This is a genomic window from Streptomyces sp. NPDC054872, from assembly GCF_053610705.1.
This window is the reverse complement of the sequence record NZ_JBSGYY010000006.1, coordinates 228,711-252,463: the sequence shown is the minus strand read 5'-3', so window position 1 is coordinate 252,463 and position 23,753 is coordinate 228,711. Positions and strand designations below refer to the sequence as shown.

Genomic DNA, 23,753 nt, shown 5'->3' with positions numbered 1-23,753 from the left:
CGGTGAGCGCCTGCGGGCCGCCCCCGGCCGGTGGCTCCCGACCGGATCAGCCCTGGGACGTAAGCCCGCGGGCTACAGCAATCGGCGTGCAGTTCATCGACGGGCCGATGCCGCGAGGGTGGGGCAGGTGACAGCGTCGTCCTGTGTCCGCGGGCTGGCCGCGGGCCACGGTTGACGGACCGTCACCAGGGGAGGGCCCATGAGCACCACACCGTTCATCAGCCGGAGAAGCCTGACACGCCGCCACATCCTGGGAGCTGCCCTGGCTGCCGGGGCGGCCGTGCCGCTCGCCGGCGTTGCCGCCCCCGCGTGGGCCGGCCCGGTCGCGCGGCGGCTGGTACTGCCGGGGCCCAGGGGGCCGTACCCGGTGGGCACGATCCCACTGCACCTCGTCGACCGGTCGCGGCCGGACGACATCGCGGGCCCCGGCCACTTCCGCGAGCTGATGGCCACGGTCTGGTACCCCGCGCGGGATGCCAGGCGGTATCCGGTGGCGCCCTGGATGCCGGACGGTGCGTTTCAGGCATTCATCGCCGACGCCGGGTACAGCGATCTGGCCTCGCTGGGGCCGCTGACCGCCGGACGTGTGGGTGCTCCGGTGCGCCGAACGGACCGACGGCTGCCCGTCGTCGTGTTCTCACACGGCGCGCACAGCCACCAGGGCGACCACACCGTGGTGGTCCAAGAGCTCGCCAGCCACGGGTACGCGGTGATGACGGTGGCTCACCAGCACGACACCTACACCCAGTTCCCGGACGGCCGGGTCGCCGTCCCGCTCGATGACAGGCAGGCGCCGACGCTGCCCGGGGATTTCGCCGCTGACCTGCGGTTCGTCCTGGACTGCGTCGAGCAGCTCGCCGCCGGGGGCAACCCCGACGCCGGCCACAGAAAGCTGCCGTCCGGCCTTCGGGGCTCCCTCGACGTACGGCGCATCGGCGTGTTCGGCTGGTCCAAGGGCGGAACAGCCACCGCCTGCGCCATGCTCGCGGACGAGCGGATCCGGGCCGGGCTGAGCCTGGACGGCCCGATGCAGATGAAGCCGCCGCTGAGCGGGGATCTGGAGCGGCCGTTCATGATGATGTCGGCCGAGTTCACCCGGGCCACGGTCCCCGAAGCCGCGGCGTTCTGGTCGCACCTGCGGGGCTGGCGGCTGGACATCCAAGCGCGGGGCGCCGCCCACATCTCGTACGGAGACAACGAGGCGCTCTTCCCGCAGGTGGCGAAGCTGTACGGATGGAGCAGAGAACAGCTGCAGGACATGATCGGCACTCTCGATCCCGATCAGGCGGTCAGGATCCAGCAGGCGTATCCGCTCGCGTTCTTCGACGAGCACCTGCGTCAGCGCCGGGGGCAGCTGCTCGACGGCCCGTCCCCGGCCTTCCCGGCAGTGATGTTCCTGCCCTGAGGGCCCAGGGCGCAGTCGTGTCCCGAGTCAGGCGTCCATCCGTTCCTCCAGGCGAATGGTCACGGTGTCGCCTTCTTCCTTGCTGATCGCCTTGCGCACGTCCGCCTTCACGGGCAGTTTGTGCGTGCCGTCCCCCAGAGCCATGAACGAACTCTGGAACGGATGACCATCGATCGTGCCCCTGACCTTCACCAGGCCGCGGGTGCCGAAATACTCGACCGACTGGGGCCACACGACGTAGGTCCAGCCCCCCTTGTTCGGGCTCTTCTGCAGGGTCGCGGTGAATTGCTTGTCCATCTCGGTACCACCTGTTCAGGAGTTCTCGATCTTTCTCTGCGTTCACCAGGTCAGACAGAGAAAGACGGCGAAACTCATCGCTGGCCCACGAAAAGTCGACGACAGCCAGTTTTGACCCTCGATGAAGGTCGTGGCGCTGAAGGTCGTGGCGCTGGGGCACTCACTTCACTGCACACGCCGCATGGGGCAGGAGCAGCGGCCCGTCACTGCCCGGGACGGCGGGGGGAACTGGTGCGCTGCTTCTCGTTCCGGGCCCCGCCCCCGGTCATGTCGCCGATCAGCTCGGGCAGACCTGGGCGCTGGGACGGGCCCCCTTCCAGGTCGAGACGGTTGCAGGCCTCGGCGAACCGCAGGTAGGTGTCGACGCTGGCGATGACGACCCGCACGTCGATCTTGATGAGCTCGATGCCGATGACCGAGATGCGAATCTCCGCATCGATGACCAGTCCTCGCTCGAGGATGAGCTCCAGGACGTCGTACAGTCCACTGGTTCCCCGTGCGGAGCCACCCTGCTGTGCCGGGAGCATCGCAGCTACCTCCGTATGCCGTCCAAACCGAGTGATTCAGCTCCTCGCGCGCGGTTCCGGGACTCGCTCGCTCTCCTTCAGTCTGTCCGGGCCTTCACACTGCTTCTCTGCAGAGCGCAAGACTTCGCACCTCGCCGGGTGCTGCCTCTGCCGGTTGCCCTGTGGGCAGAGGCGGAAACAAGTTCACGCATAGCCCCTGCCGGAATCCGGAGGATCGCGAGGCCGGCAAGGGCTCTTGGCGGGGCGTTTGCGCTCAGGTGCTCTTCTTGAAGACAAGTACCTCAGTGGAAGCGACACCCATGGGGGCCAGGAATCCGGCCTCCAGGATGCAGCCGAGCGTCGCGAAGAGGTCCACGCATGTCCGGCGGGGCATGGCCGCCGGGTAAGAGCCGTGCCCCTCGCCGCCCTTCGTCGCCCACGTGCGCATCGTGGCCGGGTCCAGGCAGTTCTCCGTCATCACATCGAAAACGATGCGGCCACCGGGGCGCGTGACGCGTGCCATCTCGAAGTAGTAGCGGGAGGCGCAGAGAAAGGTCACGGTGTTGAAGACCTTATGGGCCTGTACGAGATCGATGCTGGCGTCGGGTGTCGGGGCGAGACTGCACCCTTCGGTCGGTCGGGCGACCACTTTGTGGGTGTCCACGAGGTAATCGGCCCAGGGGCCGGCAGTCTCGTAGATCTCGTACCGGTCCGGTGAGCACTCCTTCAGTGTCTTCTCCAGGTATCGCCCGGAGCCGGGGCCGATCTCCAGCACCGCGCTGGGGCGGCCAGCGAAGACGCCGAGGGCGCGTAGTTCATCGATGGTGGACTGGGTGGCACCGGGCGTCCCGTTCATGACCTCGTCGACATAGTCGCCGACCGACAGACCAGCCGCCCGCGCAGCGCGCATCGTGGCCTCGAACGGAATGAAGTCGTCCACCCCGCCGCGGCTGTTGGTGCTCCGAACGATGTCGAAGCCAGTACGTCCCAGGAGTCGCTTGACCCCTGTCTTTAACACTGACTTTGCAGACCCTGCTGTGCTCATCAGGCATGACCCCCCGGGTCGTAAGAGCGTGAACGCAGACGCGCAGCTGTGGCGGCGACATACACCGCGCGCGGCTACCTACCCGTGCACACCGTGCCCGTACACCTGTGGGCTTCTCCGCCGAACATTCCTCGCCTGCTGACGCGCCCACGCCGGGGTCTGGGTGTTGAACGGTGGTCTGCCGCGCATTCGCACGCACCAAAAATCCGGTGACGTCGACGCGCATCCCGGGATACTGATCGCCATGGATGAGGTCAACGTCATCGTCGCCCATCACGAGCGCGCGACGCTGCGGGTCGGCGACGTGTTCCTGAAGATCGACGCCGATCAAGGGCGCACCGACATCGAGGTCGAGGCAATGGCCCTGGCGCCGATCCCGACCCCCGAGGTCCTCTGGCGCAAACCGTCCGTGCTCGCGATCGCCGCGCTTCCGGGGACGGCGCTCGGCCGCTTGGGCGAGCCGTCGACCGCGTCCCCGGCGGCGTGGGCGGCGGCGGGTGCCGCCATCCGGAAGCTGCACGATGCGCCGCTGCCTCCCCGGCCCGGCCGGGCCGGCCGGAACCTCGACGAGGTGAGGGCGGAACTCAACGGCGAATGCGAGTGGCTCGTGGCAAACGGTGTCCTGCCCGCCGACCTGATCACTCGCAACCGCCAGGTGGCCGAGGCCGCGCTCCGTCCGCGGACTCCGGCGTTCACGCACGGCGACCTGCAGATCGCTCACGTCTTCGTGGACAGCGACGAGATCACAGGCATCATCGACTGGTCCGAGGCAGGCCAGGGCGATGCCCTGTACGACATCGCCACCCTTGCCCTCGGACACGAGGAGCACCTCGACGACCTCCTCGCGGGCTATGGCACCGACGTCGACCGCGACGTGATCCGTGCGTGGGGATCGTTGCGCAGCCTGCTGGGAGTTCGCTGGCTGGTCGAGCACGGCTTCGACCCGACCGCGCCGGGCTGCGAGGTCGACGTGCTGAAATCCCGGATGTGAGGAGCGCGGGCCCGACTGTTGCGAGTGCGTTCTGGCACATCGCATAGGCCACTGTCTGGGGGCGAGTTGCCCGCCCTTACGGCATGCGTGCGCCGGTACGTCTGCCCCGCCCCCCCCGCCTGCGCCCGTAGCCGCCCGCCACCCGGGAGGGCGTGGGGCGCTGGCTCAACCTGCATGATCTCGGCGGCGGTTGCCCCTCGCCCCAGACGGGTTCGATCTGAGATTCGCCCACCTGATGCGTAACCCAGCAGTTACGCTTTGGATGTGGACGACCTGAGCAAGGTGGCCGACGCCATCGCCGATCCGGTGCGCCGGGAGATCCTGATGATGTTGCGCCCTGCCCCGCTGACGGTGGGCGACATAGCTGCCCGGTTCGCCATCAGCCGACCCGCGATCAGCCGTCACCTGCGTGTACTGCGGGAGAGCGGCCTGGTCCAAGACCAGCAGATCGGCCGTTATCGGCGTTACTCCCTCGTCCGCTCCCGGCTGAGCGACCTCACCGCCTGGCTCACTCAGCTCGCGACCCAGCACGTCAACTGGTCGCAGCGCCTGGCGGCGTTGGACACCGAAGTCCACCGCACCCGACGGGATCACAAACGGGCTGAGCCCGTCACCGATCAGCCCACCGCGCGTCACTCCAAGGAGGACACGGCATGACCCTTGAGCCCACCGGACAACTGGTCCCTACACCGACGGGGCACGACCTGATCCTCACCCGCAACTACCGCGCCTCCATCGACGACGTCTGGGCGAGTGTCACCGAGTCGGAGCGCACCGCCCGCTGGTTCGGCCCCTGGCGCGGCCGTGCGGCGGTCGGCCGCACCGTCGAGGTGCAGATGGCGTTCGAGGAGTCGGCACCCTGGTGTCCCCTACGAATCGAAGCCTGCGAACCGCCGCGCCGACTCGCCGTCTCCATGGAGGACGAGGCCGGATTCTGGTCGATGGAACTGCTGCTGGCCGAGAGTGGCGGAACCACCGAACTGCGGCTGATCCAGCACCTCACCTCCACAGACCAGCTTGGCCAGACAGGTCCGGGCTGGGAGTACTACCTGGACATGCTCACCGCCGCACGCACCGGCGGGCCACAGCCTGACTTCGAGGACTATTACCCCGCGCAGAAGGCGTACTTCGAGTCCCTGGCTTGAGCGGCGCGTCGTTTTCTTCGTTCTGCGGCGGCGCGCCGTGGTTCTCCACGAGTACGGGGTTGCTGATGGAACTGCGGTCTCCAACTTCGCCCCCGCTGTGAGGTGAGGGTGAAGTACGGGCAGCGTCGCTCCACTTGCCCGGTGCACACGTGGCCGCAAGCTGCAACGGGGCACTGGCTCTACTTGGTGGTGTGGGTGGGGTAGACCTGGACGTCGGTGTAGGCGCCCTTGATGGCGCCTGCGCCTGCGGGCCAGTCCAGGGTCACGGAGTGGGTCTCGTTCGGGGGCGTCACTAGGATGTTGGTCGGGGACGTAAGGCTGTTGCCGCTGCTGTCGATGGTGTAGGCGAGGTTGAAGACGGCGGCGTCGCCGGGCTTGAGGGTGGTGATGCGGGGCTGGGCGGGGCCGCGCTCGATGGGGTTCGAGGTGTGGTCGGCGTCCTTGATGTCGACACCCGCGAAGCCGGTCGCCGAGCAGGTGGTCGATCCTCGGTTGATCATGGTGATGTTGATCCTGCCGGAGGTCTCGTCGGGCGCGGCGTCGACGGCGTCGATGGCCAGGTCCTCGGTCTTGCAGAAGGCGACCTTGGTGCTGGTCTGCGTCGTGCCCTTCGTGGCTGTCTCTGCCGTGGTGCCCTTCCCGGAGCCCGCCTCGGCGTTGCCGGCCGTCGAGCCGCTGGTGCCCGAGCCGCCTTCCGCCTTCGAGCCGCCCTCTGCCTTCGCGCCGCCTTCCGCGGACGACGAGGAGGAACCCTTGGCGGACGCGTCTGTTCCGGAGTCGCCGTTGCCGCAGGCGGTGAGTGAGAGGCCCGCGGCCACGGTCAGGGTCGCGGCGGCAAAGCGCAGCGTGCGGCGGCGGTTTCCACGGATGGTGGTGGTGGAGCGCATGGGGGGTCCTTCGCTAGGTGGTGAGTGGTGCTCCCTCCTTGGGAACAACACCCACTCTGTTCGCGGCCGCTACCGTCCAGTTGACGTCCCGCTAACGTCCGCCTAACGGAGATCACGCACACCCGCTCTGGTCCAGATTCCGTCCGTGCGCAGAAGCTTGTTTGCAGGAACGAACTGCAGGCACTCCCTCGACTGATCGACACTGTTTTCCGGAAAGCGGTCCGGGCAATCGGAGAAGCATGAATCGCGACGCAGTCATTCAAGCCGCCTCTGACGACGCCAGCAGCTCAGTCCTCATCCCGATCCTGTGTCTTTTCCTGATCATGGGACTGGTGCAGGTCATACGCCCTCAACTGCTCTGGAGAATGAACAGAAACATGCAGAGAGGGTGGGTGAAGGATCCGGATGCGACCGAACCCACTGCCAAGGGGTACGCGATGACGCGGGTGAGCGGGGTGCTTGTCCTGGCATTCGTCATATGGATGCTGGTGCGGCAGATCTGAGCGTGAGCGCGGAGGCGACGCGGGGAGGGGGCTTGGCGGGTACTCGCGGGTGCCATCAACCTGGGCTCGACGCACCGTCGCGTGTGGCTGCTAAAGGTGCTGGCCTACTCTGGCTCAGGAGGCGGACATGGAGCGAGGTTGTGGGGCCGCCACGGTGTCCGGGCCGGATGAGTCGGCACGCCACCGACGTACGAGGGATGGGGAGCACATGACTCTGAAAGCAGGCCAGCGGGTGGTGCTGGCAGCGGACACCAGGCTGACCGATTCGGCCGAGGTGTCGGGGGTCGTCGTCGGGTTCCTGTCCTTGGCGGCGGGTACGGGCGGGACCGTCGAGCAGGTGATCGGCCACCAGGACGAGAGCGAGGACGTGCGCGAGTACGAGCGGCTCAAGTCGCTGCTCGACGCCTTCGGGGGCGAGATGCCCACGGAAAGCAGGAGGCAGCTCGAAGAGAAGGTCGCTTCTCTGGAACCCGCGTGGACCGCCTTCCAGGAACGGGCGCCTCGCGTGAGCGTGCGTGTCCGCTTCGACAACGGGTTCATCCTCGACGGGGCCGACGAGGACGTCTTCGTCCCTGCCTGAGCGCCCCGGGGCAAACCGGTGGCCGGCGCCCGCCCCTACTTCAGCCGGCGCGTGGCGGCGCGTCCGGGTGGGGGGATACTGATGGTGACAGTGGCCCCGGTTTTGGGCCGGCCCCGGACTCGGGCTCGGTTGGCGGGCCCGCGACGTTGTTGATGTCTTTGAGGGGGCCGTTCATGACTACGGCGAAAGACCTGTTCATCATTGCCATGGACTCGAAGCGTTCCGTGGGGCAGGGCGACCTGTCTCTCGCACTGGCCGGAGCCGAGCTGATCGATCTCATCGCTGCGGGGGCCGCCTCCGTGGACGGCGACCGTATCGTGCCGGCCGGGCAGCCGACGCTGGACGACCGGTTCATGGCCGAGGCCGGGGCAGGCCTCACCCGGCAGACGCCCTATGAATTGATCGAGGACTGGCTGTGGCGCCGGGGCCGCGATCTCGCGGCCGCCTACCAGGCCGCTCTGGAGAAGAACGGCGAGCTGAAGCCGCAGCCCAGCGGCCGGTCGCACTTCGGCCCCGAACGCGTCGAACCTGTCGATACGCCGGCACGCCGCCGTGCCGGCGACCGCTGGAGAGACAAGGAACCCGTCCTGGCCGCCCTCGCCTGGGCTGTGGGTATCCACGACGAACCGTCCGACGACAAGTTTGGCTCCGAAGACCAGGCGGTGACGACCGTGCTGGCGGCCGTCCAGGACGCGGTGATGGAGCTGGAGGCCGTACGGCAGAGGCGCACCATCGAGAACACGGCCTTCGCCAACCTCTGGCGCGGACCGTGAACTCCCCAAGCCGACACCGTGGAGTTCGACGGCGGCGACAGCCCGGTCGCACCTCGGCCGGGCGGCGCCTGCAGCACTCTTGCGGCCCTCGTTCGGCCAGGTCAGGGTCAAGCGGCCTGGATCTGGAAACCGGGTGACGTGCGGGGCCGCATCTATAGCTGCCATGTCGCCGACCTGGCCGTTGACCTGCCGCTGACGTGAGGACCCGCCCGGTGAGGGGTCGTCAGCCGCGCCCCAGACTGCGCACGTCCGAGCGCCGAGCCCTACTCCCAGCCGTCAGCCGACGACTGGTTCGCCGCCCGCGCGTCGCTCGGGCAACCGGTGCTCCGGCGGGGCGCGGCGAGTTGGTCCGGCCTGCTTGGGCCGGAACGGATCATGTTCAGGGGGCGGACCCGGTAGCCTCAGCGCATGGCCAACATCAACTTCAGCGCTCCGGTCGGTGTCTGGTGGACCAGCGATCGGTGGCCGATCACTGACGTGATCACCCGGGCACGCGAGATGGAGCAGCTCGGGTACGGATCGTTGTTCTACGGCGAAGCCGGAGGCAAGGAGTCCTTGACCCAAGCCGCGGCTCTGCTCGGCGCTACCGAGCGGCTGGTGGTCGGGACGGGCATCGCCAACATCCACGCTCGCAGCGCCCCAGCCAGCGAAGCGGGCGCCCGTACGTTGGGGGCGCTGCACCCGGGTCGTTTCGTGCTGGGCCTGGGTGTCAGCCACGCTCCGCTGGTGGAGCACAGTTACGCAGGCTCCTATGACAAGCCCCTCAGCACCATGCGGGAGTATTTGCGGGTCATGGACGCGGTGCCGGCCGAGGTCGAACCGGGAGGGCAGCGCCCCGCCCGGCTGCTGGCCGCGCTGGGCCCGAAGATGATCGAGCTGTCCGCCACGGCTGCCGACGGGGCACACCCGTACCTGGTGACTCCGGAGCAGACCGCGAGGACGCGCGATCGGGTGGGGCCTGACAAGTGGGTCGTCAGCGAGCAGGCGGTCGCGCTCACCACCGACCGTGAAGAGGGCCTGCGCCGGGCCCACCAGCACCTGCACATGTACTCGCAGCTGCCGAACTACCGCAATTCCTGGCTGCGTCAGGGGTTCGACGAGTCCGACGTCGTTGTGGGGGGTTCGGACAAGCTGGCTGACGCCATGGTCGCCATTGGCGACACACAGGATGTTGCTGTGCGCGTGCAGCAGCACCTGGATGCGGGCGCCGACCACGTGGTCGTACAGGTGCTCGGCGAAGATCCCTCATCCGACCCGCTGCCCACGCTGCGCGAACTCGCCTCGGCTCTCCACCTGAGCAGCACGTGACCGAACATGTCGTCCTGTAGCAACGGGCGATCGACGGCGGGCGCCTGCTTCTCCGAACCTTCGGCAGGCACGAAATGCTCAGCCCTGATCAGCGAACGCACCATCGACCGGACACAGACCTGCTGAATTCGGGCCTGGTGAGCTACGGGAGGGCAGGAAGGGCAGGAAGGGCAGGGAGCGTATGACGGCCTGCCACGACGTTCTGATACGAGTCCGCGGTAGTGAGCAGCATCGGGGCTCACGCACGCACTGACGTCGACGGGGATGGGGGGAAGACGCGACGATGGACAATTCCACGGCAGGCAACAGCGGTCCACCGGCTTGGCTGACTGAGGCCGAGGCAGGGATGTGGCAGGCGTTTCGCAATGGGAGCGTCTACGACCTGCGCACGGGTGAGGGAGACATCGACGATCCGCACGGCGGGCATGCTTGGGGTCCCGCGCGCAGTGTGCGCGCACGGGTCGTGGCGTGGCTGCTGCTCCACCGGCCGCCCGCCCTGGAGGGCAAGGTCTCCTCACTCAAGCTCCGGGGCGTGCAGATCACCGACGTGCTGGATGTCGCGGGCGGCGCCGTCATCCCGTACGTCGAGATGAAGCAGTGCCGCTTCGAGAAAGAGCTGTTGATCTCGAAGGCGCGCTTCACGACGCTGCGGCTCGTGGAGTGCTCGGTGCCGCACCTGGCAGGGGACCGCGTCTGCACCGAGGATGACCTCGACTTGTCCCGCAGCCGCTTCCACCAAGGCATTCGCCTGGCCTACGCCCGCATCGGTGGGGACCTTATGCTCAACCAGGCCGTGGTGTTCCGCGACCGCCGCGGCAACTCAATCTTGGGCGACGGGTTGTCGGTCGGGCAGGATCTGCAGGCCGAGTTGCTGGAGTCGCACGGCCAACTGAGCCTGCGCGGCGCGACGGTAGGTGTCTCTTTCAGTCTGCGCGGAGGCAAGCTCGTCAATCCGTACGGCCGGCGCGCGTTCTACGCGCCGCAGATGACTGTGGAACGCACCCTCTACATGACGCCCGCCACCCTCGGCGACCGGCTTCAGACCGGCCAGATCCCTGCCTCGGGCACCCGCTTACGGCGCTTCGAGTGCCAGGGCGGTATCCAGCTCGACGACGGCCTCTTCGGAGACGCCGTCGACCTGGACGGGGCGCGCTTCGTCCTGGAGGACGACCAGGCGGTGTCGCTGCGCCGCGTCCGGACGGCTGAACTGCGCTTCCTCGGGGAGGCCCCCGAGCGCGGCAAGGTCATTCTGTCCGGTGCCAAGGTCGTCAACCTCGTCGACAGGTCGACCAGTTGGCCGGGCCCTGGTCGCCTGCAGTTGGGCGGATTCGGCTACGAGAACCTCGTCCCGCTGGGCAGCTTCCCGCTGTCCCGGCGGCTGAGCTGGCTGGCGGCCGCGACCCCCGAGTACGACCCCGAGCCGTACCAGCAGTTGGCCACAGCCCTGCGCAACGGCGGCGAGGACGCCGACGCCCGCCAGGTCCATCGTGCTCAACAGCGGCGCTGGCGAGCCACCCTGCCGTGGCCGCAGCGAGCATGGCACGCGGTGCGGGCCGTTCCAGGCAGCTCGGTGATCCTGTGGGCCCTCATCGTGACCGCGCTGCTGGCGGCGGCCTGGGCCAGTACGCGGGCGGTTCTGTCAGACGTCAGCCACGGTGCCGGGCTGGGGCCATCCGACGCGCCCCCCGCGGTAGTTGCCGCCGTCAGCCTCATCACGGCCTCCGGAGTGCTCATCGGTGGCATCCTCAACGGACTTGCCAAGTTCGTCAGAGCTCGGGGGCAGAACGCCTCCGACATCGTCCAAGTCCGCGGGCAGGCAGATGCCGACCTCATCCGCGCACAGGCCGAGATGAGAAGAGCCGAAGCCGACATGCTCCGCGCCCGCGCCGGCCTCCCTCCGGGAGAGCCGCTCCTACCCGATCCGGGTAACACCCTGGGCAACGGCCCCTTCGCTCCTCCTGCTCTGCCCGCAAACGACGACGGGGCGCCACCGCCGCCCTGACCACCGTGGCCTACCCGCAAGGGCACACGCGCTACGTGCGTGGCGGCCGGATGATCGACTACCTCGGCCTGACAGCCGAGGGTGATCTCCTCAAGGAGCGCGACCCTGAGAGCGGTGATGGCATGGCGTGTAGGAGCCCTTTGTCGCCTCGTCGCCTTGTCGCCTTCAGAGGTCAGGCGCCGTCAGCCCTGTCGGACACGGTCGCGCTGACCGGTGTGCCAGCCTCGACGGTGCGGCTGACCGTGCAGAGCCGATCGTGCGAAGTCTTCACGGCCCGGGGCAGGATGGTGCGGGCGCGCTCCCCTGACGGCCCGTCCGGGAATGTGACAGCGAAGGTGACCTCGAGGTCGGACATCCGGTTGCCGCCCTCGTCCTCGACCTTGCTGCCGGTCACAGTGACGGAGAACGTGGTCGGCTCTTCGTGACGACTCGTGGCGACCTCCACGTCGACCGCGGTACAGCCGCCGATCGCCGCCAGGAACAACTCGACCGGCGTGAAGTCGGCTCCCTCGCCGGTGCCGAAGCTCAGCGTGCCCCCGCGGGTGTTGGTCGCGGTGAACCGGCCCGGGCCGGCCCGCTTGATGGTGACAGAACGCAGCGAATTGTCAGTCATGGCGACGACAGTACTGTCACGTTCCGCCGACCGTCTTCATGCCGCGCCAGCCCGCGTACTGGGCCGCGCCCGCCCGTACTCCGTGCCGCGCCCGCCCACACTCCGGGCACCGACAGCCGGGGTCACCGGATGCAAGTGGCGTGGCCGAAGCGGCGGCAGGCCACCAGGCTTCGACGAGCTCGCACTACTGCGCGTCGAGGATTCCAGGGGTGTCGTGCACGACAACACTCTGTTCAAGAGGGACGCGTCCCATGTGGAAGCTGTTCGCCGGTGCGGCCAGGTCGGCGTTGCCGAAAGAGATGCCGAACAGCAGCTTGAGATCCTCGGGGACCCCCAGGAACTCCCGGACGGTGTCGGCGTACATCCCGAGCATGGTCTGCGGAATGCCGCCGAGTCCCCGGGCCGTCAGTGAGAGCAGGAAGTTCTGTGCGTACATGCCGATGTCACCGGCCACCCGCACGCCGTCGCCGAACGCGGGCATGAAGAGAAATGCGGCGTGGGGGGCTCCGTGGAAATTCAGGTTCTCCCGGGCATGCGCGTTCCTTGCTGCCCGGTCCGAGCGGGGTATCCCCAGAGCTCCGTAGACGGTCGCGGCGTGGTCGTGCGCCCGGTCGAGGTAGGCGCCCTCGCCGAAGTCAGCGTAGCTGAAGGAGAAGTCGGACGAGAAGCGCTCTTCCTCGTCGGCCTTGAGCAGTTCCTTGCTCAGGGCGTCGCGCGCCGCGCCCGAGATGACGTGCACCGTCCAGGGCTGGGTGTTGCAGTTCGAAGGGGCAGCTTGAGCGTCTTCCAGCACGCCGCGGATGTCGGACGGGGACAGCGGTGTGGGGTGGAACTTCCGCACGGAGTACCGGGACCGCACGATGTCGGTAATGGGCGAAGCTGTGGCAGGCAAAACGATTCCTTCCAGGGGGAGCGGTCGGGTGACCGCGGTTGCGTCTGAGGGGGCGTTGCAGGCTTGGCGAGCGTGCCGGGGGGCCGCGTCAGCGGTGGAGGGAACGGTTGAGCTCGACAGTCTCGTCCAGCGTGGGCATGGAGGTCAGGGCGGCGAAGCGCTCCATCTGGCGGTCCCGGTTGCGCGGGGCCTCGGCCTTGTCGGCTCGTTCCAAGGCCAACTTCAGTTCCGGCAGGTCCAGTTCGGTGCAGTAGGCGGGCGTCATCGGCTGCTGGCGCCAGGAATTGGCCAGTGCTCCGGCGTCGTACGGGTCGAAGCCGCTCTCGTCCACCAGAAGCATGGCCACGCGCCGCGCTTCTTCGGAGTCGGCGGCGACGGGGAGCGCGATACGGCCGGGAGTTCCGGCCGGCACGCCCCTGGACTGCAAGGTGCCGGCCAGGGCTGCGTTCCACGCTTTGACGACGGGCCGTCCCAGTTGCTCGGCGACCCACAGGCTCTCGACCTGACCCTGCTCCACCGCGTCGATGGAACCGCTCAGGTGGGGGAAGTAATTCGAGGAATCGATGACGACGGTCTCGTCGGCCACGGCGGCGAAGAGGGGCCTCAGGGACGGGATCCGTCCGAAGGGGACGGAGAGGATGACCACGTCCTTGTCCTGAACGGCGTCGGCAGCGCGCACCGCGTGCGCGCCGTATTCCAGCGCGGCGGCGTCGATCGTCTCGGGTCCCCGGGAGTTCGCCACCTGGACCTCGTGTCCGGCCGCGCTGAACTTGCGCGTCAGCGTGGCCCCGACCGCTCCCGCACCGATAACACTTATTTTCATGATTTGTTCCTCACAATGTCGCACTGCCCCCAGGGAGGGGGCGGCAGGGTGTGGCGGTTGACCGCGCGGAGAAGGTCCCCGGGGCGCTCGACGGCGTCGGCAGCGGCGGCCAGCCGCGAGGAAAGCGGCGACCAGTCGCCTAACCCTCGTCGCTCTGTGCGCGCTGTTCGCGGTATCCGCTCTCGATGAGCGTGCGCAGGCGGCCGAGTGATTCTTCGTCGGCAGCGCCGGTGCCGCTGATCCAGGCGGTGGAGACGGCCGCGAGGTACAGGTCATACCCCGTCACCGAAGGCCGCGCGTGCCCTGCGGCCTGCGCGGCGCGCAGATACGCGTCGGTGGTGGCGATGAGGTCGTCGCAGGGAAGGGTCAGCGGGTTGTCCGGCTCCCGCTCCCTGGCCGCGGTCATGAGGGGTTCCGGCAGCCCGCTGAAGGCGCTGAAGTACTCCTCCATCGCGCGCAGCCACCGCCGGAGTCGCTCGGAGGCGTCACCGAGCCGTGCGATCTCCGCCCGGCGGGCCACCAGCTCCTCGGAGCGCATCTGGAGCACGGCCGCGAGCAGCGCCTCCCGGGTCGGGAAGTGCCTGTACAGCGTGGCGGGCCCGACACCGGCCTCCTTGGCCACCCCCTCCAAAGAGGCACCGACGCCGTCCTTCAGGAAGTGACGCTGCGCTGCTTCCAGGAGAGCCGCACGGTTGCGCTGGACATCCGCACGGGGCTTGCGCTCTCGTTGTTCCTTGACGCCCATGCAACCTCCGACCTCGTGCTTTTCTGCGATCACAACAAAACGGAGGCTGACTCCGTACTGGGTCGAGAGTAAAACGGAGGCGGCATCCGGTCAACTCGTCGCTACTGCTTCGCCCACACCGGGTCGGGACGGGGATCGTCGGGCCTGCTCACACGACGCTGAAGAAGGCGCTTCGCCAACCGGGGGTAAAACGCCGTCAAAGCGGAACCTGCTAAGCCCTCGCCCGCTCTGAATGGAGCGGCCTACGAGACTGTTGCCTGCTGGGGCCGTGCCTGGCGTGATCCTGTTGGGTCCGGGCCTGGTGTGGGCGAGGCGGTCGACGATGGGCGCACTTCGAACAGCTGGGGGGCGTCGTCGGATTTCATGGTGGAGACCCGGACGTCGCAGGGTGTCTCCACTGTTGCCACGAGCCCTTCGCTGCTGAGCGGCGACGGGCCTCGCGCAGGGGCGTGGTGCTCGCACCCAGAGACTCCGCGAGGTCGCATTTCCTCGCGACCGCCGCTCGAGCAGCCGGCCGGTCCGGCAGATGCAGGCCCTACTGGCGAGTGAAGTCGTGGGCGGGTTGCCAGATGTGGCCGTTCATTGAGTGGGCGCAGTGAAGGTCATGCAGTGCCAGCACCGCGCACCTCGGAAGGGCGGGTGTCGGCAAACCGAAGCTGCAGCTAGGCGCCCTGCGCCCGGCGCCCAGCGTCTGCGCGAGAGCGCGAGCGGTCAGGCAGGAGTGCGTAGCCCCGCCAAGAGCCGGTCGAGCGCCTGTTCCCCGGCCTGCGGGTCCCCGCCTCGCGCGATCCAGAGCGCGGCCTCGTTCATCGCACCCGAGAGCAGTCGGGCCAGGGGCTCCACCGGCTGTTCGTCGATGATCCCGGCTGCGGCGAGCGCTGTCAGGGCCTCTGCGAGGTGCCGCGCGGACGACTCTTCGTCCAGGGCCCGCCACTCGTCCCAACCCAGTACGGTCGGGGCGTCGACCAGCAGGATCAGCCGCACCGCCGGGTCGGTCCCCGCGGCCAGGAAGGCCCGGCAGCCGGCCCGGAGCTGCTCCCAGAGATCCTGATGCCGCTCGGCTGCGGCAGCGACCCGCTCACCCAGTTCCCGTTGGACCTCGGAGACGACAGCCCGGAAGAGCCCCGCTTTGCTGTCGAAGTGGTGGTAGGCGGCCCCCTTGGTGACTCCGGCTGCGCGCGCCACCTCCGCCAGCACCACGTGGTGGTACCCGTCAGCGGCGAACTGCCGCCGTCCTTCGGCCAGCAGCGCCTGCCGCGTGGCCGCCCGCTGCTCCGCCCGGTTCACCGCCACCGTGCGCACCGCCCTTCCCATTTCGCATACCCGAGGTATGCTAACTCACCGGTTCGCATACCCAGGGTATGCGAGATCGACGTGAAAGGACTTCTGCCATGACGAACGTGCCCACGACCAAACTCGGCGGCTTCTACCCGGTGCTCGCCACCCGGGACGTGGCTACCTCCCGCGACTTCTACACCCGCCACTTCGGGTTCGAGGTGACCTTCGAGGCGACTTGGTACGTCAGCCTGCGCCGCCCGGACGCCCCGCAGTACGAGCTGGCCCTCCTGGACCATGCTCACCCGACCGTCCCCGCGGGCCACCGGGGCGCGCTCCAGGGCGGCTTGCTGCTGAACTTCGAGGTGGACGACGTGGATTCCGAACACCAGCGGCTCGTGGCGAAGGCAGGCCTGGACGAGGTGCTGCCGCTGCGTACGGAGGAGTTCGGCCAGCGCCACTTCATCGTCGCCGCCCCCGACGGTGTGCTGATCGATGTCATCACCGTCGTCCCGCCCAGTCAGGAGTACGCCGCCCAGTACGCCGGCGTCTGATCCTGCCGTTTCTCCCAGCTGATCCTGCTCACCCTGCGGATCCCCGCGGCCATCTCGGAAACCTCGCCTCGGGCTGCGCGTTGCCGCCGCCGGTCGAGGCGATGCGGATAGTCGATCCCAAGGAGGCCGGCACACGGAAACCCGCAGTCGGCGAGGTCGGAGCCGCTCCCGGCCTGGATCACTCTGCTCGACCTCGCCGGCTCCGGTCAGCTCCCGGCGTCACATCAATGAGAAGTTGGATACGTTGTCTAGATCTAGAAAGCCAGTCTAATGTGGGGTGGTGGGGTGTTCACCGCGCCGCGGCGCCCCTCAGCGGCAGCACACGTCGAGCGAGGAGAAGCCGGGACCGTCCATGAATGCCGAACAGCACTCAGCCGTCACTGCCCCGGACCTGTACGACCGGTCGGGAAAGCGCTATTCCCTGGACGACCCGCGCTGGCGGGGCGAGGACGGCAGCCCCCTCGCCGTCAGTGCACTGCCGGGTCTGCGTCCCGATCAGATCGACACCGCCGAGCGGTCCCTGTGGCGCTACTGTGCGTCCCTGCCCGTTCCGGCCGCCCGCCGGGTGAGCCTCGGCGAAGGATGTACGCCGATGATCCCTGTCAACTGGGCCGGTCGGCGGGTCCACTTCAAGCTGGAGTGGTTCAACCCGACCTCCAGCTTCAAGGACCGGGGCGTATCGATGATGATCTCCCACCTCGCCGCACACGGCATGGACCGGGTGCTCGAGGACAGTTCGGGCAACGGCGGTTCTGCGGTGGCCGCCTACGCCGCTGCCGCAGGCATCCGCGCCAAAATCATCGTTCCCGCCGCCACTTCGGCGGCCAAGATCCTGCAGGCCCGCGCCTACGGAGCCGAGATCGAGCTCGTGGCTGGCACCCGCGATGAGGTCTCGGACGAAGCGATCCGCCAGTCGGAGCACATCCATTACGCCAGCCACAACTGGCACCCCATGTTCATCCAAGGCACCAAGACCATCGCCTACGAGATGTGGGAGTCGCTCGGCTTCACCGCGCCCGACAACGTCGTCCTGGTGGCCGGGGCGGGCAGCAACATCATCGGGTGCGACCTAGCCTTCGGCGAGCTGCTCGCCGCCGGTCAGATCGACAGGCGCCCGCGCCTGTTCGTCGGGCAGCCCGAGCACTGGGCGACCATCGCCGACACGTTCAACGGCATCGACCCGGCCCGCCGTGGCGAGCGAGTACCGACGATCGCTGAAGGCGCTTCCATCGCCCACCCGGTCCGGCTGCCCGAGGCGGTGGAGGCCATCCGCCGCTCCGGTGGCGCCGCCTGCGCCGTCCCCGAGGCGAACATCCACGCCGCGGTCCGCGCACTGAGCGCGCGAGGGTTGTACGCAGAGCCGACCAGCAGCGTTGCCGCGGCGACCCTCGACCACTTCATCGAGACGGGGGCCATTGCTCCGGGAGAGACGACCGTGGTCGTGCTCACCGGTGCGGGGCTGAAGTCCGCCGAGAAAATGGCCTCAGTGTTCGCCGGACCATCCGACTGAGGCCGTACGAGGAAGGAGAGCACGTTGGCACACCCCGCCGAAGAGGATCGCACCGACGAGCACGTCGTACGGGAGGACGAGGACCCCGTACGGGAGGACGAGCACCTCGTTCGGGAGGACGAGCACCTCGTACGAGAAGCCGAGCGCATCGCCGTTGCCATCGGGCGCATGTTCCCGGGCCTGTGCGAAGTCGTCCTGCACGATCTTCGCCGGCCCGACAGCGCCATCCGCGTGATCGAGAACAACCTGTCCGGGCGGCAGGTCGGCGACTCCGCCACCGAGCTGGGGCTGCACCGCATCGCGGACCCCGAGTACCCCAGCGTCATCCAGAACTACAGCAACCAATTCCCCGACGGACGCCCGGCCAAGAGCACCTCGATCGGCATCAAGAACGCCGACGGGCGTTACGTCGCGGCCCTCTGCCTGAACCTGGACGTCAGCACGCTGTCCCCGCTGGCACTGACTCTGGCCAACCTGGTCGCCACGGACGCCGAACACCGAGGCGAGACCCTGGAGACGCTGCGTGATCGCACCGGACGTGAACTCCGGTCACACATCGACTCCTTCGCCGCCGCGCGCTCCAGTACTCCCCGCGGCCTCACCCGCGATCAGAAGCGCGAACTGGTCCGGCAGCTGCATCACGAGGGGTTCTTCGAGACCCGGAGTTCCGCACAGCTCATCGCCGACCAGCTCGGCGTCTCCCGGGCGACTGTCTACAACTACACGAAGTAGCCACCGCGCTTACCCGCAAAAAGATCCCTGCTCAGACCGACAAAGTAAGTTCCAGGTAGCTGAATTCGTTGCCGCGTTGGCGGGCGTCGGTGTTAAAGAGTGCACCGGGCTCCGTGTGAATCCCGGGGTGCGCTGCCGACTCTTTGGACGCCGACCCGGGCCAGGGGCAGGGACGGTGCCTGGGGTGGGGGAGTGGTCACGGGCAGTCCCCCTGGTGTGGTGGAAGCGAGGCGGCTGTGCCGGGTCGACGCGGCTCGGCCTCTCAGCGAGTTGGGGACCTCGACCAATTGGTCGGCCTCGACCGGTTGGTCGACCACCATGCCCCGACCACGGTGACGAAGAGGTCATACGTGGCCCGCCGGGGTGGTAGCTGCTACCAGCACCCGCCACTGCGGCCACTGCGGGGGCCTGGTGTGCGCAGCGGCCGTGACGGCCTTGCGCGCACCCTGTCCCGTCGCCGGGCGTGGTGAACAGAGCGGTGGCATCCCTGCCGCAATGGCGGCTGCGCAGGCGCCGATGAGCAGGTAGGGCATACGTGGTGTGTTGGCCTCGGAACAGTGGTGTGGCCTGCAGAGGCCGGGGGGTACGGCGCGGATGGTCGGGGCGGCGTGGATGTGGTGGTCGGTATCTACCACGGGTGCAAGCCGGTCGGGAGTTTACGCAGGGCCGATGCGCAGCGGCCCTGTGCTTTCGCATGGACTGGCCGGTGCCGACCGATGACTGACGGCCGCCCCGGGGCAAGCGATGAGCCCGTACTCGCCTCGCGCGGTGACGATCCCGACGCGCGCGGTGCACCGGCGTGTGGCTGCTGTCCTTGCAACGTCGCCGATCATGCGCGTCGTTGCGCGGGCTGGTTCGAGAACGTGGGGTGTGCCGGCTTCCCGCGAGGTCCTTCACTCGCGACGCGGGATGACGGGTGAGGGCGGGCCGATTGTCTTCGCCCGCAGGGGATCAAGGGCTGTGCACCGGGCGCCGCGAAGCGGGCTCTCTGATGGTCTTGCGGGTAGAGCCTGGTCAGCCTCCGCTGCCGCGCAGGCTGGGCCGTGCCGTCAGAGGCCATCACTGCCAGCCAGCCAGCCAGTCCGCCGAGCCGGCGATCAGGATCGTCACTCGCTCGTTTAGGTGGGGTGGCGCATGCCGTGGTGGTCGCAGGGCAGTTCGGCGGCCTTGTGGTGGGTGAGGAAGTCGCGGTTGGCTTGCCGCCCGGCTTCGGTGATGGCAGTGGGCTGGACATCGATGATGCCGCCGAAGGGGCGGTCGACGTCGCGGATGATGCACAAGGTGGTGGTCAACAGCGCGGTGATGACGACCAGGGTGATGATTTGGCCGCGGTTGTTGCGGCGGGGCAGGCAGACTCCGAGGGCGACGACGGTGATGACGAGAGTGGCGAGCAGGAACCACAGGATGGCGCTGGGGATGCTCGCGGTGGCCTGGGTGAGGCGTTCCTCGCGTTCGTCGGAGCGCTTGTTGTCGGCGGAGACCAGCATGCCGAAGACCGGCTTGTCCTGGACCTCACGAAAGACGCGTCGGAAGTCGGTGGACCAGACGCTGGGGGCCGCGGAGCCCTTGCCGTCGGCCATGGCCGGCCATTCCTTCTCGCGTACGGCGCGGGCGTAGCAGACCGCGTCCGCCTGGATCTCGGCCCGCTGCTTCTCGGGCGCGTACTCGGCGGCCTCGACGAGCTGGTCGACGGCGCGGGCCTCACCGCGGGAGGCGACCTCGGCCTTGCCGTAGGAACCGTTGGCGGTGACCAAGACGAAGGCGAGCAACAGCACGGTCAGGGTGAGCAGGGGCCCGACCAGGTCTTTCACGGCCATGCCGGTGTCGTCGTCCTCGCTCAGGACGCGGGGGCGCAGGTAACGGTTGGCGGCGAGGCCGGCCAGCAAAGCCACTGCGGCGACGACAATGACAAGGATCACGGACACACTCCTGCGGAAAGCGTCGGGCAAAGGCCTGATACGGGACGCCGGGATGATCTTCCGCACGCGGTGTCGGACGCAACAGCAAAATCGTCTCCTCGCCTCCGAACGAGCGATGTCCTTGGGCCGAAGAGCCCCGGCCCTTGTGATCAACACACGGGTCGCGTGTCCCGGCAGCGCCCCGACGCGCACCGCCGCTCCAGGCCCGCCACCAGCCCCGGCACACTGGAGGCGCCAGACCCGGCACACCGGTGGCAAGGCCCTCACTGCGCCCGTGGGTTGCCAAGGGACGGCTGCCTTGCGTATCCCAACAGCAGAAGGGGCATGCGAGGAACTGGCGGAGAGCTGCTGCAAGTTGGCCGCTGCACTCCTCCAGCGCTGTCACCTTGACGGCGTGCCGTTTGTCGCTGCACGCGAGCGGTGTCCCGGCAGGGGGAGGGGCGGCCTGTTCGTCGAGGGCCGTTCGGACTATGGCGAGGGCGAGGGCGTGGATGGCTCAACTATGTTGCCGTTAGCCATGAGCGACATGTGCCAGCACTCCTCGACACGACATGCGTCAGCACCCCTCGACCTCGCGGGCTCGCTCGATGGCGGCCTCGGCCTGCTCGGCGTGGGCGTACGGCTGGTGGAGGTCATCGTCGGTGATCGTGTCGGTGCTGGGCTCCTGCAGGGGTGCGTCGGCCCAGAGGTCGGGCGGCCGGGGGCTCGTCGTCCCCGTCGCCACTGCTGGGCTGTCACGGACACACCTTGGGGTAGTCGGGACACATGGACTTAAGAGACAGGCCCCTCGTGGTTCGGTTGGCGATGACGTTCCCGTCGGCGGCGTTGTATGCGCTCGCGGTGCATGCGATTCGGCGGGAGTCGTGGGCGGACACGGGGTGGCGGTTCCTCGTGTTTCTGGGGACATTGTGGGTGTTGGTGTTCATGCAGGTGGGTTGGCGTAGGTGGAGGCAGCGGTGACCGGGGGCGCCCCCGGCTAGGTCGAGGTGAGCCGGGACGCGTTGGAGTTCCGCTTCCGGCGACGCGCCGTCCCCGCGGGAGCGGGCTGTACCCTTCCCCGGTCCCCGCATCGACCGGAAGGGCACGGCATGACAGTTGAGCAGAGCATCCGGTTGAACTCGACCCTCCGGGCTGAGATCAATCTGCCGTGCCCCGCCGAGGGCGACGCCTACCGGCAATTGGCCCACGACTGGATCACCGGGGCCACGGGGCTGCTCGCCGGGCCACTCGGGGACGGCTTCCACTACGGCCTGGACCTCACCGCCCAGGCCCTGGCCAACGACGGCGTCGGGCCCTGCGGGGCACCCGGAGCGCTCTGGGCATCCTTCGTCTACTACGAGACCACCCGACGACGGCAGCGGCTCGTCGAGACCTACTTCTCTCCTGCCAACTGGCAGGACTTTCTCGCCCAGCTGGAGCACCGGCCCCTCGACGCGCAACTGCGGTAGGCCCTGCTCGACACCGATGGCCAGCCTGGTGAGCCCTGGCTCGAGGTCTCGATCACCCGTGACAGCGACGCGCCGGATGCGGTGTCCCTGGTCGCCGTGCGCACGTCGGAGGAGTTCGAGGACCCCGCGACGGCGGACGAGGCACAGCAGCGCTGGGAGTCCTTGCTGCGCAGCCAGGTCCAGAGCCATGGCGGCGTCCTCTACGCCTACGTGGCCGACGACTCCGAATACATCTCGGGGCGCACGGCCCTCGAAGACGGTATTGGCCTGCTCCTGGGCGACACCCTGCCCGAACTGGAGACCACGCTGCGCGGGTACGGGTGGCTGACGGTCTGCTCCCACGGCGTGGTCACAGCCCTGGGCGGCATCGCCGCCCTACGGGCGTGTGAAGCGTTCGCCGAGGTGAGCCCCTTGGCCGACGGTGGTGCTTGGCTCAAGGCGACCGACCGTATTCACGGCTACACGCCCGCCCGCGTACGGGCCGTCTTCGACGCACTCGCACCGGTCCTGCCCCCGGACAGTCCGGTGCCGACACTCGCATCCGAGACACGGCGCCTGGTGTACGAGGCTCCTGGCGGTGCGCGCTGACTCCAGTTGCTCCACCTGAGCCCGCCGCAGCCCGTCGAGGCGTTCTCTGCCCCCCATCGCCGTCGTGCCCTTCGGGTTCTCGCCCGGGCAGCCCGCGCGGTCGAAGGAGGGGCTTGCGCACCGGGACGGGGACGGATGTAGCCGACGTACGGACTACGTGCACGTCAGTCCGAGTGGAATTCTGCTGTCAGGCAGGCCAGTAGCCGGGCCGGTGCGTCTTCCTGCAGGAGATGGCCGGCGTCCTCGATCCAGTGCAGTTCGGCATGCGGAAGGCGCTCGTGCAACCACTCGGCGTACTGCGGAGGGAGAATGCGGTCCTCGCGGCCCCACACGAGCCGTACCGGAATCGACACGTCGCCCAGCAAGTGCTCATACGCGAGGGTGTCCGCCTGCCTGATCTGGCTGTACTGATGGTAGAACGCGGCCTGGCCCGAGTCTCCCCGCCACGGTGCGAGGAACGCATCGAGAACTCCCGGCCGGAAGCCGGCGTGCGTGGCGTGCCGCAGGTGGCTGGCCACCAGTGCTTCGTGCGCGTAGTCGGGAAGCTTCTGGAAAACCTCCTTGTGATCCAGGAAGAGCTGGAAGAGCCCTCGTTCCCACTCGCCGCCGCTCACCGCGTCGAAGAGGGTCAGATCCCGGTAGCTCCTGCCCTCCAGCAGCAATGTCCGAAGCGCCACCGCTCCGCCGATGTCGTGGGCGACGACGCTGGGACAGGACAGCTCCCAGTGGTCGAGGAGCCGGGCGAAGTTTCTCGCGTGAGCCGCCAGGCTGAGGTCCTGGCCCTCGCGCTGATCCGACTGGCCGAAGCCGAGATGGTCGAAGAAGAAGACTTTGCGGGTACGGGCGAGCGCCGGAGCGATGTCTCGCCAAAGGAACGAAGAGTACGGGGTTCCATGCACCAGCACGATCGGGTCTCCACTACCCATGGCCCCCCACCGCACCGCGCCTTCGGGTGTCTCCAATACCTCGCCAAGTGTCCAGTCCATCACTGGCCTCCTCCCGTGCCTCATGAACAACGCCTTCCACTTTTAGCGGCCCTCAATACCCCTGCATCAGAAAGTCTCCGCGCTCCCGGGGCGGGTGGGGGTGTCAGCCGGCGATGCGGGTGACGATCTTGCCGAAGATGCCGAAGATGCCGAAGATGCCGAAGGTACCGAGGGCGAGGTGTTCGTATGGCCGCTGGTGAGCGCGTGGACGGCTGTCGGCGAGGGC

The 23,753-nt window shown here is 68.4% G+C and carries 25 protein-coding genes and 1 pseudogene; 14 read left to right on the top strand and 12 right to left on the bottom strand.

Going from position 1 to position 23,753, the window contains the following annotated elements:
- The first annotated feature begins 199 nt into the window (after positions 1-199).
- Entirely contained in the window at positions 200-1,405 is a 1,206-nt protein-coding gene (locus ACWGIH_RS10190; RefSeq protein ID WP_453446751.1) for an alpha/beta hydrolase family protein, read from the top strand.
- A 27-nt stretch (positions 1,406-1,432) separates the two neighbouring features.
- Here ACWGIH_RS10190 and ACWGIH_RS10185 read toward each other — a convergent pair whose 3' ends face one another.
- From ACWGIH_RS10185 to ACWGIH_RS10175, 3 genes and pseudogenes are all read right to left on the bottom strand, one after another.
- Complete coding sequence (locus ACWGIH_RS10185; protein WP_453446753.1) at positions 1,433-1,702, bottom strand: DUF1905 domain-containing protein; 270 nt, start codon at positions 1,700-1,702, stop codon at positions 1,433-1,435.
- Between the two features lie 236 nt (positions 1,703-1,938).
- Positions 1,939-2,229 (bottom strand): annotated as a pseudogene (gvpJ, locus tag ACWGIH_RS10180) (gas vesicle protein GvpJ); the annotation flags it as partial.
- Between the two features lie 253 nt (positions 2,230-2,482).
- Positions 2,483-3,253 carry a methyltransferase domain-containing protein gene (locus tag ACWGIH_RS10175; RefSeq protein WP_453446754.1) on the bottom strand — a complete coding sequence of 257 codons (771 nt, stop codon included), beginning with the start codon at positions 3,251-3,253 and terminating at the stop codon, positions 2,483-2,485.
- 244 nt (positions 3,254-3,497) lie between these two features.
- Here ACWGIH_RS10175 and ACWGIH_RS10170 point away from each other — a divergent pair, with 244 nt between their 5' ends.
- The 3 genes from ACWGIH_RS10170 (at position 3,498) to ACWGIH_RS10160 (ending at position 5,389) form a co-directional block, all read left to right on the top strand.
- Positions 3,498-4,244, top strand: a complete 747-nt coding sequence (locus ACWGIH_RS10170; RefSeq protein WP_453446929.1) for a phosphotransferase family protein — start codon at positions 3,498-3,500, stop codon at positions 4,242-4,244.
- A gap of 264 nt (positions 4,245-4,508) precedes the next feature.
- On the top strand, positions 4,509-4,901 hold the full coding sequence (locus ACWGIH_RS10165; protein WP_453446756.1) for a metalloregulator ArsR/SmtB family transcription factor: 393 nt from the start codon (positions 4,509-4,511) through the stop codon (positions 4,899-4,901).
- Positions 4,898-5,389 (top strand): SRPBCC family protein, encoded by a 492-nt coding sequence (locus ACWGIH_RS10160; RefSeq protein WP_453446758.1) that lies wholly within the window; start codon positions 4,898-4,900, stop codon positions 5,387-5,389. The genes ACWGIH_RS10165 and ACWGIH_RS10160 overlap by 4 nt, the downstream gene beginning before the upstream one ends.
- Before the next feature lie 179 nt (positions 5,390-5,568).
- Here ACWGIH_RS10160 and ACWGIH_RS10155 read toward each other — a convergent pair whose 3' ends face one another.
- A complete protein-coding gene (locus ACWGIH_RS10155; RefSeq protein ID WP_453446759.1) occupies positions 5,569-6,276 on the bottom strand; it encodes a DUF4232 domain-containing protein in 708 nt (235 codons plus the stop codon).
- A 239-nt stretch (positions 6,277-6,515) separates the two neighbouring features.
- Here ACWGIH_RS10155 and ACWGIH_RS10150 point away from each other — a divergent pair, with 239 nt between their 5' ends.
- The 5 genes from ACWGIH_RS10150 to ACWGIH_RS10130 all read left to right on the top strand — a co-directional run bounded on the left by ACWGIH_RS10150 (position 6,516) and on the right by ACWGIH_RS10130 (position 11,442).
- Positions 6,516-6,779, top strand: coding sequence for a DUF6199 family natural product biosynthesis protein (locus ACWGIH_RS10150; RefSeq protein WP_453446761.1), 264 nt, complete (start codon positions 6,516-6,518; stop codon positions 6,777-6,779).
- A gap of 208 nt (positions 6,780-6,987) precedes the next feature.
- A complete protein-coding gene (locus ACWGIH_RS10145; protein WP_453446763.1) occupies positions 6,988-7,359 on the top strand; it encodes a hypothetical protein in 372 nt (123 codons plus the stop codon).
- 173 nt (positions 7,360-7,532) lie between these two features.
- Positions 7,533-8,132: a GOLPH3/VPS74 family protein gene (locus ACWGIH_RS10140; protein ID WP_453446764.1), complete on the top strand. Its 600-nt coding sequence runs from the start codon at positions 7,533-7,535 to the stop codon at positions 8,130-8,132.
- 408 nt (positions 8,133-8,540) lie between these two features.
- Positions 8,541-9,440 (top strand): LLM class F420-dependent oxidoreductase, encoded by a 900-nt coding sequence (locus ACWGIH_RS10135; RefSeq protein ID WP_453446766.1) that lies wholly within the window; start codon positions 8,541-8,543, stop codon positions 9,438-9,440.
- A gap of 283 nt (positions 9,441-9,723) precedes the next feature.
- Complete coding sequence (locus ACWGIH_RS10130; protein ID WP_453446767.1) at positions 9,724-11,442, top strand: oxidoreductase; 1,719 nt, start codon at positions 9,724-9,726, stop codon at positions 11,440-11,442.
- 172 nt (positions 11,443-11,614) lie between these two features.
- On the opposite strand, the gene ACWGIH_RS10125 is transcribed toward ACWGIH_RS10130, so the two are convergent.
- The 5 genes from ACWGIH_RS10125 to ACWGIH_RS10105 form a co-directional block, all read right to left on the bottom strand.
- A complete protein-coding gene (locus ACWGIH_RS10125) occupies positions 11,615-12,055 on the bottom strand; it encodes an OsmC family protein (RefSeq protein ID WP_453446769.1) in 441 nt (146 codons plus the stop codon).
- Between the two features lie 184 nt (positions 12,056-12,239).
- The gene (locus tag ACWGIH_RS10120; RefSeq protein WP_453446770.1) at positions 12,240-12,947 is read right to left on the bottom strand and encodes a nitroreductase; all 708 of its coding nucleotides are present in this window, start codon (positions 12,945-12,947) and stop codon (positions 12,240-12,242) included.
- A gap of 88 nt (positions 12,948-13,035) precedes the next feature.
- Complete coding sequence (locus ACWGIH_RS10115; RefSeq protein WP_453446771.1) at positions 13,036-13,770, bottom strand: NADPH-dependent F420 reductase; 735 nt, start codon at positions 13,768-13,770, stop codon at positions 13,036-13,038.
- Between the two features lie 139 nt (positions 13,771-13,909).
- On the bottom strand, positions 13,910-14,515 hold the full coding sequence (locus ACWGIH_RS10110) for a TetR/AcrR family transcriptional regulator (protein ID WP_453446773.1): 606 nt from the start codon (positions 14,513-14,515) through the stop codon (positions 13,910-13,912).
- Positions 14,516-15,226: 711 nt separating this feature from the next.
- Positions 15,227-15,829: a TetR/AcrR family transcriptional regulator gene (locus ACWGIH_RS10105; RefSeq protein ID WP_453446774.1), complete on the bottom strand. Its 603-nt coding sequence runs from the start codon at positions 15,827-15,829 to the stop codon at positions 15,227-15,229.
- A 77-nt stretch (positions 15,830-15,906) separates the two neighbouring features.
- On the opposite strand from ACWGIH_RS10105, the gene ACWGIH_RS10100 reads away from it, so the two are divergent.
- From ACWGIH_RS10100 to ACWGIH_RS10090, 3 genes are all read left to right on the top strand, one after another.
- On the top strand, positions 15,907-16,344 hold the full coding sequence (locus ACWGIH_RS10100; protein ID WP_453446775.1) for a VOC family protein: 438 nt from the start codon (positions 15,907-15,909) through the stop codon (positions 16,342-16,344).
- A gap of 352 nt (positions 16,345-16,696) precedes the next feature.
- On the top strand, positions 16,697-17,854 hold the full coding sequence (locus tag ACWGIH_RS10095; RefSeq protein ID WP_453446777.1) for a pyridoxal-phosphate dependent enzyme: 1,158 nt from the start codon (positions 16,697-16,699) through the stop codon (positions 17,852-17,854).
- A 147-nt stretch (positions 17,855-18,001) separates the two neighbouring features.
- Positions 18,002-18,586 carry a helix-turn-helix transcriptional regulator gene (locus ACWGIH_RS10090; protein ID WP_453446931.1) on the top strand — a complete coding sequence of 195 codons (585 nt, stop codon included), beginning with the start codon at positions 18,002-18,004 and terminating at the stop codon, positions 18,584-18,586.
- Between the two features lie 1,118 nt (positions 18,587-19,704).
- On the opposite strand, the gene ACWGIH_RS10085 is transcribed toward ACWGIH_RS10090, so the two are convergent.
- Positions 19,705-20,505 carry a bestrophin-like domain gene (locus tag ACWGIH_RS10085; RefSeq protein WP_453446778.1) on the bottom strand — a complete coding sequence of 267 codons (801 nt, stop codon included), beginning with the start codon at positions 20,503-20,505 and terminating at the stop codon, positions 19,705-19,707.
- Between the two features lie 556 nt (positions 20,506-21,061).
- On the bottom strand, positions 21,062-21,229 hold the full coding sequence (locus ACWGIH_RS10080) for a hypothetical protein (RefSeq protein ID WP_453446780.1): 168 nt from the start codon (positions 21,227-21,229) through the stop codon (positions 21,062-21,064).
- A gap of 364 nt (positions 21,230-21,593) precedes the next feature.
- Here ACWGIH_RS10080 and ACWGIH_RS10075 point away from each other — a divergent pair, with 364 nt between their 5' ends.
- Positions 21,594-21,953 carry a hypothetical protein gene (locus ACWGIH_RS10075; RefSeq protein ID WP_453446782.1) on the top strand — a complete coding sequence of 120 codons (360 nt, stop codon included), beginning with the start codon at positions 21,594-21,596 and terminating at the stop codon, positions 21,951-21,953.
- A 96-nt stretch (positions 21,954-22,049) separates the two neighbouring features.
- The gene (locus tag ACWGIH_RS10070; protein ID WP_453446784.1) at positions 22,050-22,541 is read left to right on the top strand and encodes a hypothetical protein; all 492 of its coding nucleotides are present in this window, start codon (positions 22,050-22,052) and stop codon (positions 22,539-22,541) included.
- A 164-nt stretch (positions 22,542-22,705) separates the two neighbouring features.
- Here ACWGIH_RS10070 and ACWGIH_RS10065 read toward each other — a convergent pair whose 3' ends face one another.
- On the bottom strand, positions 22,706-23,527 hold the full coding sequence (locus tag ACWGIH_RS10065) for an alpha/beta fold hydrolase (RefSeq protein ID WP_453446786.1): 822 nt from the start codon (positions 23,525-23,527) through the stop codon (positions 22,706-22,708).
- Positions 23,528-23,753 lie beyond the last annotated feature (226 nt).

Excerpts from the sequence above, each read along its gene's own strand:
- ACWGIH_RS10190 (WP_453446751.1), top strand. The coding sequence starts at position 200 with ATGAGCACCACACCGTTCATCAGCCGGAGAAGCCTGACACGCCGCCAC.
- ACWGIH_RS10185 (WP_453446753.1), bottom strand. The coding sequence starts at position 1,702 with ATGGACAAGCAATTCACCGCGACCCTGCAGAAGAGCCCGAACAAGGGG.
- ACWGIH_RS10175 (WP_453446754.1), bottom strand. The coding sequence starts at position 3,253 with ATGAGCACAGCAGGGTCTGCAAAGTCAGTGTTAAAGACAGGGGTCAAG.
- ACWGIH_RS10170 (WP_453446929.1), top strand. The coding sequence starts at position 3,498 with ATGGATGAGGTCAACGTCATCGTCGCCCATCACGAGCGCGCGACGCTG.
- ACWGIH_RS10160 (WP_453446758.1), top strand. The coding sequence starts at position 4,898 with ATGACCCTTGAGCCCACCGGACAACTGGTCCCTACACCGACGGGGCAC.
- ACWGIH_RS10155 (WP_453446759.1), bottom strand. The coding sequence starts at position 6,276 with ATGCGCTCCACCACCACCATCCGTGGAAACCGCCGCCGCACGCTGCGC.
- ACWGIH_RS10150 (WP_453446761.1), top strand. The coding sequence starts at position 6,516 with ATGAATCGCGACGCAGTCATTCAAGCCGCCTCTGACGACGCCAGCAGC.
- ACWGIH_RS10145 (WP_453446763.1), top strand. The coding sequence starts at position 6,988 with ATGACTCTGAAAGCAGGCCAGCGGGTGGTGCTGGCAGCGGACACCAGG.
- ACWGIH_RS10140 (WP_453446764.1), top strand. The coding sequence starts at position 7,533 with ATGACTACGGCGAAAGACCTGTTCATCATTGCCATGGACTCGAAGCGT.
- ACWGIH_RS10135 (WP_453446766.1), top strand. The coding sequence starts at position 8,541 with ATGGCCAACATCAACTTCAGCGCTCCGGTCGGTGTCTGGTGGACCAGC.
- ACWGIH_RS10130 (WP_453446767.1), top strand. The coding sequence starts at position 9,724 with ATGGACAATTCCACGGCAGGCAACAGCGGTCCACCGGCTTGGCTGACT.
- ACWGIH_RS10125 (WP_453446769.1), bottom strand. The coding sequence starts at position 12,055 with ATGACTGACAATTCGCTGCGTTCTGTCACCATCAAGCGGGCCGGCCCG.
- ACWGIH_RS10115 (WP_453446771.1), bottom strand. The coding sequence starts at position 13,770 with ATGAAAATAAGTGTTATCGGTGCGGGAGCGGTCGGGGCCACGCTGACG.
- ACWGIH_RS10110 (WP_453446773.1), bottom strand. The coding sequence starts at position 14,515 with ATGGGCGTCAAGGAACAACGAGAGCGCAAGCCCCGTGCGGATGTCCAG.
- ACWGIH_RS10105 (WP_453446774.1), bottom strand. The coding sequence starts at position 15,829 with ATGGGAAGGGCGGTGCGCACGGTGGCGGTGAACCGGGCGGAGCAGCGG.
- ACWGIH_RS10100 (WP_453446775.1), top strand. The coding sequence starts at position 15,907 with ATGACGAACGTGCCCACGACCAAACTCGGCGGCTTCTACCCGGTGCTC.
- ACWGIH_RS10095 (WP_453446777.1), top strand. The coding sequence starts at position 16,697 with ATGAATGCCGAACAGCACTCAGCCGTCACTGCCCCGGACCTGTACGAC.
- ACWGIH_RS10075 (WP_453446782.1), top strand. The coding sequence starts at position 21,594 with ATGACAGTTGAGCAGAGCATCCGGTTGAACTCGACCCTCCGGGCTGAG.
- ACWGIH_RS10065 (WP_453446786.1), bottom strand. The coding sequence starts at position 23,527 with ATGGACTGGACACTTGGCGAGGTATTGGAGACACCCGAAGGCGCGGTG.